Annotated in this window: 19 protein-coding genes; 2 read left to right on the top strand and 17 right to left on the bottom strand. The window is 73.4% G+C overall.

Going from position 1 to position 16102, the window contains the following annotated elements; genetic code table 11:
• Window positions 1-47: 47 nt before the first annotated feature.
• The 10 genes from ACFWR9_RS27655 to ligD form a co-directional block, all read right to left on the bottom strand.
• A complete protein-coding gene (locus tag ACFWR9_RS27655) occupies window positions 48-380 on the bottom strand; it encodes a hypothetical protein (protein ID WP_383846597.1) in 333 nt (110 codons plus the stop codon).
• A 31-nt stretch (window positions 381-411) separates the two neighbouring features.
• Window positions 412-1065 carry a TetR/AcrR family transcriptional regulator gene (locus ACFWR9_RS27660; RefSeq protein ID WP_383846598.1) on the bottom strand — a complete coding sequence of 218 codons (654 nt, stop codon included), beginning with the start codon at window positions 1063-1065 and terminating at the stop codon, window positions 412-414.
• A gap of 62 nt (window positions 1066-1127) precedes the next feature.
• Entirely contained in the window at window positions 1128-2066 is a 939-nt protein-coding gene (locus ACFWR9_RS27665; RefSeq protein ID WP_383846599.1) for a diiron oxygenase, read from the bottom strand.
• Window positions 2067-2196: 130 nt separating this feature from the next.
• A complete protein-coding gene (locus ACFWR9_RS27670) occupies window positions 2197-3678 on the bottom strand; it encodes a penicillin-binding transpeptidase domain-containing protein (protein ID WP_383846600.1) in 1482 nt (493 codons plus the stop codon).
• On the bottom strand, window positions 3675-5036 hold the full coding sequence (locus tag ACFWR9_RS27675; protein WP_383846601.1) for an FtsW/RodA/SpoVE family cell cycle protein: 1362 nt from the start codon (window positions 5034-5036) through the stop codon (window positions 3675-3677). Before ACFWR9_RS27675 ends, ACFWR9_RS27670 begins: the two co-directional genes overlap by 4 nt.
• A gap of 43 nt (window positions 5037-5079) precedes the next feature.
• On the bottom strand, window positions 5080-5517 hold the full coding sequence (locus ACFWR9_RS27680) for an SH3 domain-containing protein (protein WP_383846602.1): 438 nt from the start codon (window positions 5515-5517) through the stop codon (window positions 5080-5082).
• Window positions 5518-5649: 132 nt separating this feature from the next.
• Window positions 5650-6894 carry an ATP-binding protein gene (locus ACFWR9_RS27685; RefSeq protein ID WP_383846603.1) on the bottom strand — a complete coding sequence of 415 codons (1245 nt, stop codon included), beginning with the start codon at window positions 6892-6894 and terminating at the stop codon, window positions 5650-5652.
• Entirely contained in the window at window positions 6891-7679 is a 789-nt protein-coding gene (locus tag ACFWR9_RS27690) for a hypothetical protein (protein WP_383846604.1), read from the bottom strand. Before ACFWR9_RS27690 ends, ACFWR9_RS27685 begins: the two co-directional genes overlap by 4 nt.
• Before the next feature lie 109 nt (window positions 7680-7788).
• Entirely contained in the window at window positions 7789-7917 is a 129-nt protein-coding gene (locus tag ACFWR9_RS27695) for a hypothetical protein (RefSeq protein WP_383846605.1), read from the bottom strand.
• Window positions 7918-8020: 103 nt separating this feature from the next.
• Window positions 8021-8902, bottom strand: coding sequence for a non-homologous end-joining DNA ligase (gene ligD / locus ACFWR9_RS27700; protein ID WP_383846606.1), 882 nt, complete (start codon window positions 8900-8902; stop codon window positions 8021-8023).
• Between the two features lie 79 nt (window positions 8903-8981).
• Here ligD and ACFWR9_RS27705 point away from each other — a divergent pair, with 79 nt between their 5' ends.
• A complete protein-coding gene (locus tag ACFWR9_RS27705; protein WP_383846607.1) occupies window positions 8982-10073 on the top strand; it encodes a Ku protein in 1092 nt (363 codons plus the stop codon).
• 9 nt (window positions 10074-10082) lie between these two features.
• On the opposite strand, the gene ACFWR9_RS27710 is transcribed toward ACFWR9_RS27705, so the two are convergent.
• The 4 genes from ACFWR9_RS27710 to ACFWR9_RS27725 are packed head-to-tail and all read right to left on the bottom strand — an operon-like array spanning window position 10083 to window position 12856.
• Window positions 10083-10877: a hypothetical protein gene (locus tag ACFWR9_RS27710; protein ID WP_383846608.1), complete on the bottom strand. Its 795-nt coding sequence runs from the start codon at window positions 10875-10877 to the stop codon at window positions 10083-10085.
• Complete coding sequence (locus ACFWR9_RS27715) at window positions 10864-11532, bottom strand: ABC transporter ATP-binding protein (protein WP_383846609.1); 669 nt, start codon at window positions 11530-11532, stop codon at window positions 10864-10866. Before ACFWR9_RS27715 ends, ACFWR9_RS27710 begins: the two co-directional genes overlap by 14 nt.
• A 55-nt stretch (window positions 11533-11587) precedes the next feature.
• Window positions 11588-12232, bottom strand: a complete 645-nt coding sequence (locus ACFWR9_RS27720) for a TetR/AcrR family transcriptional regulator (protein ID WP_383846610.1) — start codon at window positions 12230-12232, stop codon at window positions 11588-11590.
• 54 nt (window positions 12233-12286) lie between these two features.
• The gene (locus ACFWR9_RS27725; RefSeq protein WP_383846611.1) at window positions 12287-12856 is read right to left on the bottom strand and encodes a hypothetical protein; all 570 of its coding nucleotides are present in this window, start codon (window positions 12854-12856) and stop codon (window positions 12287-12289) included.
• A gap of 338 nt (window positions 12857-13194) precedes the next feature.
• Here ACFWR9_RS27725 and ACFWR9_RS27730 point away from each other — a divergent pair, with 338 nt between their 5' ends.
• The gene (locus ACFWR9_RS27730) at window positions 13195-13731 is read left to right on the top strand and encodes a MarR family winged helix-turn-helix transcriptional regulator (protein ID WP_383846612.1); all 537 of its coding nucleotides are present in this window, start codon (window positions 13195-13197) and stop codon (window positions 13729-13731) included.
• 12 nt (window positions 13732-13743) lie between these two features.
• Here ACFWR9_RS27730 and ACFWR9_RS27735 read toward each other — a convergent pair whose 3' ends face one another.
• The 3 genes from ACFWR9_RS27735 to ACFWR9_RS27745 all read right to left on the bottom strand — a co-directional run bounded on the left by ACFWR9_RS27735 (window position 13744) and on the right by ACFWR9_RS27745 (window position 15975).
• Window positions 13744-14490: a DUF4142 domain-containing protein gene (locus ACFWR9_RS27735; RefSeq protein ID WP_383846613.1), complete on the bottom strand. Its 747-nt coding sequence runs from the start codon at window positions 14488-14490 to the stop codon at window positions 13744-13746.
• A 105-nt stretch (window positions 14491-14595) separates the two neighbouring features.
• Window positions 14596-15030 carry a PPOX class F420-dependent oxidoreductase gene (locus tag ACFWR9_RS27740; protein WP_383846614.1) on the bottom strand — a complete coding sequence of 145 codons (435 nt, stop codon included), beginning with the start codon at window positions 15028-15030 and terminating at the stop codon, window positions 14596-14598.
• A gap of 69 nt (window positions 15031-15099) precedes the next feature.
• Window positions 15100-15975: a DUF3152 domain-containing protein gene (locus ACFWR9_RS27745; RefSeq protein ID WP_383846615.1), complete on the bottom strand. Its 876-nt coding sequence runs from the start codon at window positions 15973-15975 to the stop codon at window positions 15100-15102.
• Between the last annotated feature and the right edge of the window lie 127 nt (window positions 15976-16102).

Genomic DNA, 16102 nt, shown 5'->3' on the forward strand with positions numbered 1-16102 from the left:
GCTCGTGGGTTCCGCGCGCCGAGTGTGCGCGGTTCGGCGCAACGGGGTCACCCGTCGGCGTCGTCCGGCTTGCCGCCCGGCGTGGCGTCTGGATCGGCGCCCGGTCGTCCGGTCTTCGCGTCCGGCTTGGACCAGGGCCACTTCCGGCCGGAGCCGAGCCTGCCCTCGGGGTCGTACGCGTACTTCCAGCGGGCGAACCCGAGTCCGCCGCGCCCGTCGCGGGGCACGCGCCGGTAGACGAGCACCGTGGGCGGGCCGCCGTCCGGGTCCGGTACGGGGATGCGGTACGTCTTCGGCGGGTGCCCGGTCATGCCGACCAGGACGGGCAGCAGCCGCCCGTCCATCGGGCCGCCCTCGAAGGGGGTGTCTTCGCTCTTCACGGCACCAGTGTCAGCGATCCGCGCGGCGGTGTCAGATGTCCGCCGCCAGCGCCTCGACCAGGGCCGAGGTCTGCGGGTCGCGGCGGGCGGTGACCGTCAGTACGGCGAGGAACTGCTCCACGAGCCAGTCCCGCAGCTCGTCGAGGGGCGGCTGCTTCTCCTCGTCCAGCCAGATCAGCGAGGCCGCCTCCACCGCCGTGATCCACATCCGGACGGTCATCCGCAGCCGGGGGCCGGGCTCGGCCACGTCCAGGTGGCTCATGATGTGCTCGGCGGCGGCCCGGCGCACCCCGTCCACGATGGAGGAGGTGCGGGAGGTCTCCGCCACGCTGCCGCCGCGCAGCAGCGCGCTGAAGCCGGTGTCGTGCTGGTCGACGAAGGCGAGGTAGCGGTCCAGGGCCCGGGTCAGCCGGGCCAGCAGCGGTCCCTCGCGGGGCTCGTCGAAGCAGAGCCGCAGCTCGTCGGCGGCCGACCGCAGTGCGGCCTCGTACAGCTGTTGCTTGCCGCCGGGGAAGTACCGGTACACCAGTGGCCGCGAGACCCCAGCCTGCTCCGCCACGTCGTCCAGGGAGACCTCCTCCGGGGGCCGGTGCGCGAAGAGGGCGAGCGCCGCGTCGAGCAGCTGGACGCGGCGTTCCTCGACGCTGAGCCGGCGGTAGGCGGGGGTGGGAGCCTGCGGGGTCATGAACCGCAGCGTAACCCGCACACCCCCGCCACCCCGCACGTGAGCGGCTCGTACCGGCCCCGCTAGGCCAGCAGCCCCGACGACCTCCACAGCCGCCGCCCGACCCCCCGCAGCACCCCGATGTCGTCCAGGAAGTCCGTCAGGCGCTTCGCGCCGGTCTGCATGATCTCGCGGCGGTGGCCGCTGGCCTTGACCTGCGCCAGGGCCTCGCGCTTGTCGAGGCCCACGTTCGGGTAGACCTCCGGGTTGACGAAGGCGACGGAGAAGACGCGGGCGAACTCGCCGGAGGTGATCCGGGTGAACTCCTGCGACCACTTCGGGGCCGTCACCATCTGGCGGCGCAACTCCTCACGGGCATAGCGCACGTGCCGGGCCTCCTCCACGACGTGGATCCGCGTGACGCCCCGGACCAGCGGCTGGATCCGCTCGTCGGGGAAGGTCAGCCGCTGCATCCAGTCCAGGATCTCCTCGCCGAGCAGCGTGGCGGTGAAGGAGCCGGGCGTGGTGGAGATCGTCTTGAAGAGGCGGCCGAGGTGCTGGTGGGCGGGGCTCACCGGGTACCAGGGCGTCTCGCCGCGGGTTATCAGCCGGGCGAACATCTTGGAGTGCCGGCACTCGTCCTCGATCTCGGTCAGCGCGTAGCGCACGTGCGCGCTCGTCGCGGCCTTGTCGTAGATGTGCCGCACCAGCAGCTGCATGAGGATCAGCTCGAACCAGATGCCGAGCGAGGCGAGCGCGGCGGCCTCGTGCTGGGAGAGCACGATGCGCTGCTCCTCGCTCATCCGCTTCCACATCGGGGTGTCGTACAGCGACACCAGCTCCGGCGGCCAGAACCACTTGCCGTCCTCGAACGGCGCCTCCCAGTCCAGCTCCTTGTCCGGGTCGAAGGAGTGCTTGGCGGACGAGTCGAGCAGCCGTTCGGCCACCTGCTCGCGGTCCTTGAGCAGGCCGAGCGCGTCGCGCAGACCGTCGAGCGCGTCGGCTTCCGTCAGGGTCGTCATGACTGTCCCACCTCGTCGTACGGTTCGGGTTACCCGCGGTCACTCGCACGTCTTATGAGACTGCTTGTCAGCAAGCTCGTCAATCCCCCGCGCGGCACTTGTTGACCGCGAGTAAAGAAGTGAGAGGCCCTCAGGTTCCGGGCGGCCCGCTCTTCCCGCCGCTGAGCACCGCCTCCATCACCGACCGGGCGATCGGCGCCGCAAGGCCGCCCCCGCTGATGCGCTCACGGTCCGCCGCCGTGCCCTCGACCACCACGGCGACCGCGACCTTCGGCTCCATGTCCCGGTCGCGCCGGGCCCAGGAGACGAACCAGGCGTACGGCGTCCCCGAGTTGCCCACGCCGTGCTGTGCGGTGCCGGTCTTGCCCCCGACGGTGGCCCCGCGGATCGCGGCCTTCGCCCCGGTGCCGCTCTCCACCACCCCGGTCATCAGCTCCTTGAGCCGCGCCGCCGTCGACGGCCGCATCACCTCACGCGAGGGCCGGGACCCGGCCGTCGCCACCAGGCTGCCGCCCGCCCGCAGGGTCCGCTCCACCAGGTACGGCGAGCGCACCCGACCGCCGCCCGCCACGGCCGCCGCCACCATCGCCATCTGGAGCGGGGTGGCCCGGGTGTTGTACTGCCCGATCGACGCCAGCCCGAGCTGCGCCCGGTCCACCGAGGTGTCGAAGGTGGAGCGCGAGACGGCGAACGGGATCCGCACCGCGTCGTCGTTGAAGCCGAACGCCTCCGCCATGGCGGTCATGTCCGTCACCCCCACATCCACGCCGAGTTTGGCGAACACCGTGTTGCAGGACCACTCGAACGCCTCCCGCAGCGAGGCGTTCCGGCAGCCGTCGGCCTCGTTCGTCAGCCGGGTGCGCGTGCCGGGCAGGGTGTACGGGTCGGGGGAGCGGGTCGGCGCGTCCAGGTCGCGGACCACACCCGCGTCCAGCGCCGCCGCCGCGGTGACCACCTTGAAGGTCGAACCGGGCGGATAGGTCCGGCGCACCGCCCGGTTGAGCATCGGCTTGTCCGGGTCGCCGTTCAGCCGGTCCCAGGTCCGGTTGGCGGCAGCGCTGTTGCCGGACAGCAGCTGGGGGTCGTACGACGGGGTGGACACCAGCGCCAGGATCCGCCCCGTGGCCGGCTCGATCGCGGCCACCGCGCCCGTCCGCCGGCCGAGCCCCTCGAACGCGGCCCGCTGCGCGGCCCCGTCGATCGTCGTCACGACGTCGCCCCCCGGGTTGTGGGCGCCCGTGACGTCGTTCCACAGCGGGAGCGGGGCGAGCATCGGGTCGGCGCCGGACAGCAGGCCGTCCTCCGCGTGCTCCAGCAGGCTCGTCCCGTACGCCTGAGAGGCGAAGCCGGTGACCGGCGCGTACATCGGCCCGTTCGCGTAGGTCCGTTCGTAGCGCAGGTGCTCCCTGGTGTCCCGGGAGCCCGTCACCGCCTCGCCGCCGACCAGGATGTCGCCGCGCGGCTGCTGGTAGCGGGCGATGTCGGGGCGGCGGTTGGCCGGGTTGCCGTCGTACTCCGGGGCCTGGACGATCTGCACCCGGGCCGCGTTCACCACCAGGGCGACCAGCAGCAGGGCGCAGAAGAGGGCCGCGTGCCGGATGTGCCGGGTCACGAGGGCGCCCCGCGCCGGGCCGCGTGGCTGACCCGGATCAGCAGCGCCACGATCGCCCAGTTGGTGACGACCGAGGACCCGCCCTGGGCCAGGAACGGCATCGCCATGCCGGTCAGCGGGATCAGCCCGGTCACGCCGCCCGCGATGACGAACACCTGGAGCGCCACGATCGAGGAGAGGCCGACCGCGAGCAGCCGGCCGAACGGGTCGCGTGCGGCCAGGCCCGCCCGGTAGCCGCGCTCCACCAGCAGCCCGTACAGCAGGAAGACGGCGGTCAGTCCGAGGAAGCCCAGCTCCTCCCCGGCGGTCGCGAGGATGAAGTCGGACTTGACGGCGAAGCCGATCAGCACGGAGTGGCCGAGGCCCAGACCGGTGCCGGTCACCCCGCCCGCCGCGAAGGCGAACAGGGACTGCGCCAGCTGGCCCGGCCCGTCGCCCGCCTCGATGGAGGCGAACGGGTGCAGCCAGTCCTCCACCCTGCTGTGCACGTGCGGCTCCAGCCAGCCCACGGCGACCGCGCCCAGCGACGCGAGCAGCAGGCCGACGGCGATCCAGCCGGTGCGGCCGGTGGCGACGTAGAGAAGGACCACGAAGAGACCGAAGAACAGCAGCGAGGTGCCGAGGTCGCGCTCCAGGACCAGGACCCCGACGCTGACCAGCCATACGGCGAGGATCGGGCCGAGGACGCGGCCGGTGGGCAGTTGCAGCCGCCACACGCGGCGCCCCGCGTACGCCAGCGCGCTGCGGTTCGCGGCCAGGTAGGCGGCGAAGAACACCGCGAGCAGCACCTTGGCGAACTCGCCGGGCTGGATGGAGAAGCCCTCGATCCGGATCCAGATGCGGGCGCCGTTCACCGCCGGGAAGAAGATCGGCACGGTGAGCAGGACGAGCGCGGCGGCGACACAGACGTAGGCGTAGCGCGCCAGGACCCGGTGGTCGCGCAGGAGCAGGACGACCACGATGAACAGCGCGACGCCCAGCGTCGACCACACCAGCTGGGTGGGGGCAGCCCGGTCGCCCGGCGTCTCCAGGTCGAGCCGGTAGATCAGCACCAGGCCGAGCCCGTTGAGCAGCACGCCGATCGGCAGCAGCAGCGGGTCGGCCCAGGGGGCGCGCAGCCGTACCGCCAGATGGGCGAGGAGCGCGAGCACACCGAGCCCGGCGCCGTAACCGGCGGCGCCGGGCGGGAGGGTGCCGTGCTGGGCGAGTCCGACGTTGCAGTAGCCGAACACCGACAGCAGTACGGCCATGAGGATGAGCGCGAGTTCGATGCCCCGGCGCCGGGGGAGCCGGGCGACGGGAGCGGGCGTGTCCGCTTGTGCCACGGTGATCCCGGTTCCGGGTCCGGCCTTGGTCATGTCCGGAACTTACCCAAATGGTGTGGTGTGGAGGGTGTCGGCGTCAGCACCAGCGCGGCGCCGGGCCGATGTTGTCGATGTGGCGGGCCGAGCCCCAGGCCCAGGTGCCGTTCGCCAGGAGGTACCAGAGCGGGTTGCCCCGCGCCCTGTCGCCGGGGGCCTTGCAGTGGATGCGGACGGTCTCGCCACGGCGGGCGTACCGGATGACCTCGCTGCCGCGGGACGGCGAGGTGCGCAGCGGGAGCCGGTCGGTGGTGACCACGCCCCGGTACCGGCCCTGCTCCTGGCGGCCGTCGCCGCCGCCCCAGTCGTCGCCGTTCCCGCCGGTGGCGCTGCCGGAGGAGGAGTCCCCGCCGCCCCGCTCGTCGTTCGCGACGGCGGGCGTGACGGCGACGGCGGTGGCGAGCGTGCCGGCCGCGAGGGCGGTGGCCAGGCCGCGGACCAGGGTTGAGCGCGAGGACGGTGCGGACAACAGGGACATGGGAGTACCTCCCGGAGCGAACGGTTCTTCAGCTGACTGATCGCCACATTAGGAGCGTCCGGTGCCGACCGCCCGTCACGCTGAGCCATCGGAGCGTCTCGCCGGGCCCGTGTGCCGCGCCCCGCCGCCGGGTCAGGGCTGCTGAGGCAGCGTCAGTGCCGCCAGCGCCCCGCCGTCCGTCGGGTTCGTGAACTCCAGCCGTGCGCCCAGCACCTCGGCCTGCCCCAGCGCGATCGTGAGCCCGAGACCGTGTCCCTTGGTGCCGCTCTCGGTGCGGAACCGCTGCGGGCCGTGCGCGAGGAGGTAGTCCGGATAGCCGTCCCCGTGGTCCCGCACGGTGATCACCGGCCCGTCCACGGTCAGCACCACCGGCGCCCGGCCGTGCCGGTGCGCGTTGGCGACCAGGTTGCCCAGCACCCGCTCAAGACGCCGCCGGTCGGTCTCCACCCGCGCGTCCCGGACGACGTCCACCCGCGTGTCGGTGCCCGAGCCCCGCACCACCCGCCCCGCCAGCTCGCCCAGCGGCTCCGGGTCCACCTCCAGCCGCTCCCGCCCGCTGTCCAGCCGGGAGATCTCCAGCAGGTCCTCGGTGAGCGTGCGCAGTGCCGCCACCCGGTCCTGCACCAGCTCGGTGGGGCGCCCCGGCGGCAGCAGCTCGGCCGCCGCGTGCAGACCGGTGAGCGGGGTGCGCAGTTCGTGCGCCACGTCCGCGGTGAACCGCTGCTCGGCCAGCAGCTTGCCCTGGAGCGAGGCGGCCATCGAGTCCAGCGCGGCGGCGACCGAGGCCACCTCGTCCTGCGGGCGCGTCGGATCCTGCGCCCGGGGGTCGCCGACCCGCGCGTCGAGGTCGCCCGCGCTGATCCGCCGCGCCACCCGTGCCGTCGCGTGCAGCCGGCGCGTCACCCGGGTCACGGCGAACGCGCCGACCAGCAGCGTCGCCCCGATCGCCAGCGCCGAGGACCACACGATCGCGCCGTCCAGGCCGTCGATGGTGCGCTCGCCCTGCGAGTGGTCGACCCGCACCGCCAGCGCTCGGCCGCCGCCCGCCGGGCCCGCCGCCCACATCGTGGGGCGCCCGTCGGACTCGGCGACCATCGTGCCCCGCCGGCCCGACACGGCCAGCTCGCGCAGCCGGGCAGGCAGCCCCGGCGGATCGAGGCCGGCGCCCCGGCGCAGCGGGTCCCCGGCCTCGTACGCCTCCGTCGCCTCGCCCAGCCGGGACAGCGCGACGTCACGGGCCTGGCCGACGGTCTGGTTGGTGACCGAGACGTGCACCAGGACGCCGAGCAGCGCGGCGAGCGCGCAGCACATCACGGTGATGAAGACGGCCGCCTTCACCGCCAGCGGACCGGCCCACCGGGGAAGCGCGAGCCTCACCGGGCGCTCGCCGGGGGTGACGCGGACGGCGAGGTGGACGGCGACCCGGACGGCGGCGACGACGGGCGCCCGGTGTGCAGGCCGCCGTCGTCGGTGCGCAGCATCTCGTCGCTGGTGAGCAGCATGGCCCGCTGGTCGGCGTCCCAGGTCCACTGGAGGCGGTACTCGTAGCCCGCGACCTCCGAGGGCGAGCGGACGATCACCGTCCGCCCGGCCAGCTCGACCTCGCTCACCGCGTCGTCGTACGACATGACCCGCACGAGCCGCCCCTTCTCGACCGTGTAGACGCGCACGGCGGTCAGCTTCGCGGGCAGCAGCCGGAAACCCAGAGTCATCTCGGGGCGCCCGTCGCCCGTCAGGTCGCGGTAGTACGGCCGGAGCACCGGGCACCCCGCGCGGTCACCGGCGGTGCCGTCCGCGCCGCAGTCCGCCATCCGGACGGACGTCTCGTGGTAGCGCGCCTTGGCGCCCGCGTAGTCGTCCGGGTGCGTGGCGATCTCCTTGCGCACCGCGGCCACCGGGTCCACCTCGCGGATGTCACCACCGGGAACCTTCACGCCCTTGACGACCTCGTTGTCCACCTCGCCGATGTCGTACGCGGGACTCGACGCCGGTGTCAGGTCGGGCCAGAGCCGGGCCGGGCTCCGCGCCGCCGGGGTCGCGCCCGCGCTCCGCAGCCCGCCCGAGTCGCCGCATGCTGCCAGTGCCCCGGCCGCGGCGGTCGCCAGGAGCAGCGCGACGACGGCGGGGACGCGGGCGGGGCGCCCTCGGCGGATCGGGAGCACTGCACTCCTGGGGTTCGGTGATCGGCGCCGACGGTCCCGCACGGTTGTGGACGGCACCGTACGCCTCTCGGTACGGAAGGCCATTTTGCGTGCGTCCGGGCGTGCCGGGCTACTCGGCCGGGTCCTCCAGCAGCCGCGCGGTGGCCGGCCCGGCCCGCAGATACGCCACGAACTCGTGCCCACTCATCCAGAGCCCCGGCACGACCCCGTCCCACGCCCAGCCCGGCGGTCTGTCCAACTCCTCCCCGAGGCAGCCGGGTTCTTGGCCCCCGCAGCACCCCGCCCGGTCCCATGGTGACGGGGTGGTGTGCATGGACGGACTGCCCCCGGGGTCCCGGTGCCTACGGCAGGGCCGCCGCCCGGCGCCGGTCGAGCAGCGGCGCCAGCAGGTCGCCGTGGTCCCGTACCCGTGGCCCGACGTCCTCCGCCCGGAACACGAACTCCTCCGCCCGCCGGCACCCGGCCACTTCGTCCCACGTCACCGGCGTGGAGACCGCCGGGTCCGGGCGGGCCCGCACCGTGTACGGGGCGGCCGTGGTCTTGCGGGCGGCGTTCTGGCTCCAGTCCACGAACACCTTCCCCGGCCGCAGGCTGCGCGTCATCCGGTGCACCACCAGCCGGGGCAGGGCCCGCTCGGCCTCCACGGCGAGCGCCTTCGCGTACTCCGACACCCGCTCCGACGACGACCCCCGCACCCCCGCCAGCAGATGCAGCCCCTTGGCCCCGGACGTCTTGGCGTACGCCTCGATCCCGTCCGCCGCCAGCCGCTCCCGCAGCCACCCCGCGACCTCGCAGCAGTGCACCACCGTCGCGGGCGGACCGGGATCGAGGTCGAACACCAGCCGGTCGGCCTCGCCGGGGTCGTCCGCGGTCCACTGGTGCGTGTGGAACTCGGTCACCAGGTTCGCCGCCCACATCAGGCTCGGCAGGTCCTGCACCAGCACCATCCGGGCGGGCCCCTCCGAGCGGGGGACCTCGGCCGTGGTGACCCAGTCGGGCGTACCCGGCGGCACGTTCTTGGTGAAGAACACCTGGCCGTCCGGACCGTCCGGATAGCGCAGGAAGGAGACCGCGCGGTCCCGCAGATGCGGCAGCAGCACCCCGGCGGTCGTCGCGTAGTAGTGCAGCAGCTCGCCCTTGGTGAAGCCGGACGCGGGATACAGCACCTTCTCCAGATTGCTGAGGGCCACCCGCCGCCCCTCCACCTCCGTGATAGGCGCCATACCATGAGAATCGCACGGAACACGGATAAAACGCCCGACGAACCGACCCACGAACCGCCCGACCGGAAAGGTGCTGCACGTGCGATCGATCTGGAACGGCGCCATCTCCTTCGGCCTGGTCAGCATCCCGATCAAGCTGGTGAACGCCACCGAGAGCCACTCGGTCTCCTTCCGCCAGATCCACACCGAGGACGGCGGCCGGATCCGCTACCGCAAGGTCTGCGAGCTGGAGGACCGCGAGGTCACCCAGGACGAGATCGGCAAGGCGTACGAGGACGCCGACGGCTCTATGATCCCGATCACCGACGACGACCTGTCCCACCTGCCGATCCCGACCGCCCGGACCATCGAGATCGTCGCCTTCGTGCCCGAGGAGCGCATCGACCCGCTCCAGATGGGCTCCGCGTACTACCTCGCGGCGAGCGGAGCCCCCGCCGCCAAGCCCTACACGCTGCTGCGCGAGGCGCTCAAGCGCAGCAACCGTGTCGCCATCGCCAAGTTCGCGCTGCGCGGCCGGGAACGCCTCGGCATGCTCCGGGTCGTCGGCGACGCCATCGCCATGCACGGCCTGCTGTGGCCGGACGAGGTGCGCGCCCCCGAGGGCGTCGCCCCGGACTCCGGCGTCACCGTCCGCGACCAGGAGCTGGACCTCGCGGACGCCCTCATGGACACGCTCGGTGAGATCGACCTGGACGACCTGCGCGACGAGTACCAGGAGGCGCTGGAGGAGGTCATCGCCGCCAAGTCGGCCGGCGAGGCCCCGCCCGAGGCCCGCGAGGAGGAGCGGCCCGGGAAGGTGCTGGACCTGATGGCCGCGCTGGAGAGCAGTGTGCGGGCGGCGCGGGAGTCCCGGGGCGGCGAGGAGCCCGGCCCGGCCGAGGAGGCCGAGGTCCGGCCCCTGCCCCGGGCCGGGAAGTCGTCCCGGCGGGCCCCCAAGGAGACCGGCGGCAAGAAGTCGACGTCCGCGGCGGCGAAGAAGACGGCGGCGAAGAAGGCGGCACCCAAGAAGTCGACGGCCGCCGCCGGGAAGTCCGCGGCGAAGTCCGCCCAGCCGGCCAAGAAGGCGACGGCCGGGAGCACCGCCAAGAAGACCACCGGCAGGAGCGCGGCCACCAGGAGCACCGCCAAGACCGCGGCCAAGAAGACGGCGTCCCGCAAGCGCAGCGCCTGACGCCGCCGGTCAGCGGGTGCGGTCGCGGGTCCGGAACCGGAAGATGACCAGCCCCACCGCGCTGAACCCGGCCGCCCAGGCGAGGCCGAGACCGAGGTGCCCCCACAGCGCGGTGTCCCCGAAGGCGTCGCCGGCCGCGAACTGCATGGGGCCGAAGGACGGGAACCACTGCAGGATCGGCTCGTTGGCGAGCGGGTTGCCCAGCGGGTTCTGCAGGAACGTGTCCATCAGCCCGCCCATGATGATCAGGAAGAAGCCTTCCAGGTCCCGTTTCACCAGCACACCGAGGAGCAGTCCGAGGGCGCCGTAGGTGAGCGCGATGACGGTGAACCCGGCGAGCAGGCCGAACCAGGCGCCCACCGCCGGGCGCCAGAAGAGCAGGGCCGCCAGCGCGGTGTAGAGGGCGATACCCGTGGCGACGGCGGCCACGGCGAGGGTCTTGGCCCCGATGAGGGTGGACTGCCGGTACCCGGCGAAGACGAGCCGCCGGTCGAACGCGAGCGACTTGCGCACGGCGTCGAAGACGACGAACCCGGCGATCATCGTGACGCAGTTGAGCCCGGCCGTGATCAGGGTGAGGTGGCCGGCGTCGACACGCAGGACCTCGCCGGTGGCGTACAGCTTGAAGTCCAGCGGCTCCCCGCCCGCCATCGCGGTCATGACCAGGTACCAGAGGGGCACGAAGACCCCGAGCAGCAGCCCGGCGAGCCGGTTGCGGGTCTGGTCGCGCACCGAGAAGCGCAGGGCGGTGGGGAACTGTCCGTACCGCGGTCCCGGGTGGGTGGCCGGTTCAGGCGTCGGCATGGCGGTGCTCCCTTCCGGCCGTCCGCGCGGTGAGCCGGCCGTCGGCCAGGTCGGCCAGCAGGTCGTAGCGGTCCTGCTCGAAGACGAGATGGGTGATGACCACGACGGCCTTGCCGCGGGCGCGCAGGTCCGCCACCAGGTCCCAGAAGCGCAGGTACGTCTCCCAGTCGAAGCCCTGGTACGGCTCGTCGAGGAGCAGCACCTCCGGCTCGTGCAGCAGGGCCAGGGTGAGGTTCAGCTTCTGCCGGGTCCCGCCGGACAGTTCACCGGCGGGCGAGCGCTCGTAGCGTTCGTAGCCCAGGACGCGGACCAGTTCCCGGCCGCGGTCCAGGTCGGGCAGGCGGTGCGCGGCGGCGAAGTAGTCCAGGTGCTGCCCGACCGTCAGGCTGCCGCTGAGCACGGGTTCCTGGGGGCAGTAGCCGAGCGTCCCGGACAGCGAGACCTCGCCGCGGTCCAGGGCCAGCGTGCCGGCCAGCGCCTTGAGGAGGGTGGACTTCCCGGCGCCGTTCTCACCGACGACGGCGACCAACTGCCCGGGGGCGACGCTGAGGTCGGCGCCGCGCAGGACGCGGTGGGCGCCGTACGCCTTGTGCAGGTCACGGGCGCGGAGCACGGGGGCGGGGTCGGGGGCAGGCGGTTCGGGTGCGGTCGGCATGGGCGGTCACCGTGGCCTTCCCGGGCCTTTCGGCCCTGCTGGACTGCGGGGCTTCCTACGCTTGCGGGGGTGCCTCCCGGGGAGGCGGCGCGTTCAGTCCGCCGGTGTAGATGCCGAGGACCTCGGGGGCCCAGCGGGCCATGCCGTCGGCGGACAGGGGGTCGGTGCCCAGGACCTCGCCGATGCGGTCGCGCAGCAGGAACACGGCCAGGTCGTTGGCTAGCAGTACGGCTGCGCGGGCCGCCGGGTCCCGGCCCGGTACGGCCAGTCCGGCCGCCGCCAGCCCGGCCAGGGCGGTGCGGCTCAGCTCGTAGAGGCGGCCGAACAGCAGCCGGCCCGCCTCCGTGTCGGTCAGCAGCAGACGGCGCAGGTAGCCGGGCAGGGGGGAGTCGGCCGGGAAGTGGCGGGTGAACGCCGTGCTCAGGGACGCTCCCGGGGTGGCGGCGTCGAGGGGCTCGGTGCCGTCCTCGCCGGTGAGTTCGCCGAGGACTGCCTCGAAGACGGTCACGACGTGCCGGTCGATCTCCTGGCGCAGTCCGTCCTTCGAGCCGAAGTGGTGCACCACGAGGCCCGGTGACACCCCGGCGGCCGTCGCGATCTGCCGCACGGTCACCGAGTCGGGTCCGTGCGCGGCGAACAGGCCGAGGGCCTCGTCGCGGATGAGGGCCCGGGTGGTCCGGTCCTCCGGGATTGAACGCATGTACAGCATGTTAAACGAGCGTTCAGCGCTGAACAAGTGTCGCTGAACAAGTGTTCAGTCGATGGTCCAGGGGGAGACCGAGGCCCGGGGTATCGCGGACGGCGCGGGCTCGAAGGCCGCGGGGCTCGCGGTGCCGGACTCCGTCGGTACGAGGGAGGCCAGGGTGGGCAGAGCGGGACTCTCCTCCAGGCGCCGCCCGATCGTTTCGGCCGGTTCGCCGCCCGGGGCGGCCGGGCCGGTGGACAGCTGCGACCACGCGGTCAGGGCGAGGGCGACCGCGGCAGCCGTGCCGATCACCCGGCCGATCCGCCGCAGCCGGGCCCGGCGGTCCAGTTCACGCCAGCCGGGGCCGGTCCACGGGTCCTCCGGGCGCCACGGCTCACCGACCGTGCCGGCGGGGGCGGGCCGGGCGTCCGGGTGCCCGGGCAGGCCGGCGGCCGGCGGGCCGGGCTGCCGGCCCGGGGTCCGTTCCCGCGCGGAGGGCTCCCTGGGCGCGGAGGCGCGGATGGCGCGTTCGTCGTCCTCCAGGAAGAGCCGCCACACGTGCTCCGGCACGGGCGGCGTACCGCCCGGCTCGTCCGGCTCACCAGGTGTGGCGCCGCGGTCCGGCCCCGAAGCGGTCATCGTCCCGCTCTTCCTCTCTCGTTCGGCCCCGGACGGGTCGGGCGGGAGCGGGATGGGGCCCGCCGGCGGCCGGTGTGCCGTCCTGTGCCGCAGCACCGTGTCGGTGTCACTCCCGGGCGCCGTACGGCACGCGGCCGCGTGCCGTCCCCCGTCGGATCATTGCACAGTGCAAAATAAGATCACCAGGGTCTCCGGCCGCACGATCCCGCCCGCCGCCGGACCCGGGGCCGGGTGGTCATGGCCGGCGGTCTCCGTCGGCCGCCAACCCATGAACGCACAAAGGCGTCGAGCCGTTCCCGGGTGCGTGAGCGGGGACTTCGGCGCGATAGAAAGGACCCATGCCGGAGCGTGAGACGCCCATCGGGGGCCTGGCCGACGTCGACGCGGTCACCAGGGCCGTACTGGCCGCGTCGCGACTGCTGGTGGCGGTCTCCGCACGGTCGCTCGCCGAGGTGGAGGAGCGGGTGACGCTGCCCCAGTTCCGGATGCTGATGGTGCTGTTCACCAGGGGCGCCACCAAGCTGGTCGGGCTCGCCGACCACCTCCAGGTCGCCCCGTCGACCGCGATGCGCATGGTCGACCGGCTGATCGCGGCCGGGCTCGCCGACCGGCAGACCAACCCCGGCAACCGGCGCGAGACCCTCCTGACCCTCACCGAGGAGGGCCGGCGCACCGTCGAGCACGTCAGCGCCCGCCGCCGCGCCGAGGTGGCGGCGATCGTCGAACGGCTCGCGCCGCACCAGCGGGCGGCCCTCGTCGAGGCGCTCACCGCGTTCAGCGAGGCGGGCGGCGAGCCCCCCGGCCCGGCAACGGACGACGAACGTCCGTATCCGCTGGGCCGGCCGACGGACGGCGTCGTGGCCCGCGAGGTCTGACGCCGGCCGGGCTCAGGGGGCCGCCGGGGACGGAGTGGGCGTCGGGGACGCGGTGTTCACGTTCAGGTCGGGCCGCGGCTTGAGCACCAGCACCTGCTCACCGGGCTGCGGCGGGGGCGGGGTGACCTTCTCCCGCGGCAGCTTCGCCGGGCCGGTCTGCTGGAAGGTGACCTCGTCGTACTCGACCATGCCGGTCTGCTCCAGCACCGTGATGTGGTCCAGGACGGTGTCGTTGGCCAGGTCGGCCAGCTGCCGCACCAGGGTGTTCTTGGTGGACGCCCGGATCTTGGCGATCGCCGGGAAGATCTGACCGTGCGTCACCCGCATGATGTTGACCGCCGACGCGTCGAACGCCTTGCCGGTCTTGGCGTCCACCGTCGCCACGAAGCCCTCCTGCTGCGGCGAGGCCCGGTTGGGCAGCGTGATGCCCAGCTCGGGGGAGATCTCGCGGCACATCGCGTCAAGACCGGCGTGCCCGACGATCAGATGCTCGCCCGCCGTCTTCATCTCCTTCGTGGTGCCGCGCTCCCGCACCATCTCGCCCAGCGGGTACTCCCACAGCCCGGCGGCCCTGACCTTCACCACGAAGTCCCGGTCGGCCTCGGTGAGCGGCCCGAACTTGGTGCCGGCGATGACCCGGTCCTGATTGCCGTCGGCCTTGTCCAGACCGAGCATGGCCGGAAAGGCCAGCGCGGTGAGGGTCAGGGTCATCGCACCGAACAGGACGACGACTCCGATCCTGCTGCGGGACAGGCGCATGGTGCCTCCAGGGCGACGCGGGGACTCGCACTCGTACGTGCTCGTTCGCCAAGAGGTACGGAAACGGCGGGCGGATCTTTCAGCGTCCGGGCACAAAACTTCGGCTCAGCCGATGTCGGCCCCGTACACGCGCTCGACCGTGATGGTGAGCAGCACCCGGCGGTCGGCCACCATCGTCGCCCGGTACTCGTCCCAGTCCGGGTGCTCACCCGCTGCGGCGCGGTAGTACTCCACCAGCGCCTCGACCTCCGGTCCGTGCGGGTCGGTGCCCGGCCCGGTGAGCGTGGCGACGCCCTCGGCGGTGGCCCAGGACCTGCCGTCCGGGGCGGTCACCTCCAGCGTGGCCCGCGGATCCCGGCGCAGGTTGGCGGTCTTGGCCAGCCCGTCGCGGGTCGAGACGCGGATGACGCCGGCCTCCGCGTCGTAGGCGGGCATGACGGGCGAGAGCTGCGGGCGGCCGTCCGACTTGATCGTCGCGAGCACGCCGAGCCGGCTCCGGGCGAGCAGGGCGCGGGGATCGAAGCGCGATGTGGTGGTCATGGTCCGATCATCACCCGCCGCGCCGGGGGCTGTCCCGCGAACGTCCGCCGAACGCCCCGACCACGCGGCTCAGGGCACCGAAGGACCGCCCAGGTAGTCGCCGCCCTCGTCGTGGGGCCAGGCGTTGGCGACGCACCCCTTGAGGCCCTTGATCTGCTGCATCATCGCCGGGGCGGGCCGGCCGGCCCCGGGGCAGGTCTCGTGGCCGTGGCCGATGCGGTGGCCGACCTCGTGGTTGACGATCAGCGCCCGGTACTCGTGGATCGGGCCGTCGAACTCCGGGGAACCCAGCACCCAGCGCTTGAGGTTCACCACGACGTCCGTACCGACACTGCAGTTCACCTCGCCCCGGGTGAGCAGACCGGCCGCGCCGCAGATCTTGTCGACGGTGCCCGGCGTGGCGATCTTCACCACGAAGTCGTACGAGCCGCTGCCGACCAGTTGGAAGGAGTTGGTCCCGTCCCTCGTCCAGCCCCGGCGGTCGGCGAGCACGTCGGCTGTCTCGGCCGCGGCGGCGCCCGGCCGGACGTCGATGCCCTCCTCGACCAGGACCTTGTACCGGCGTACCTGGCTGCCGGTGCCCACGGTCGTGCCGTCGGCCCGCGCGGTGACGAAGGTGCCGGGGCCGGTCGCCGGAATGGCGATGGTGGAGGGCGAGGACGAGGGCGACGGCGAGACCGAGGGCGACGGGGACGCCTTCGCGGACGGTGACGCGGTCGAGGGGCCGGCCGACGGGGTGGGCGTCCCCGCGGCGTCCAGCGCGTCGGCCACGTCGGCCACCTGGTCGTCCGTCACCGGGGGCCGCGTGTCCCGCCAGTACGCCACGGCGGCACCCGCGGTGATCAGCACCGCCCCGAGGGCGAGGAAGACCAGGACCACGCGGGAGGTTCCGCGGCGGCGCCTGCCTCTGCGGGGGCTGGTCCGGCGGGCGGGGGATCGGCCCACGACGTGCGTCCTCTCTCCTGGTCTGCGGGGCGCGCACAGTGGACTCCCGTGTGCTCGTGTCCCCACAAGATCCAAGCGGAAAGTTGTGTGAAAAACCCACAGGTCCCCAAGTGGGTCTTCTCACAGG

The organism is Streptomyces sp. NPDC058534 (assembly GCF_042717365.1).
Taxonomy (GTDB): Bacteria; Actinomycetota; Actinomycetes; order Streptomycetales; family Streptomycetaceae; genus Streptomyces.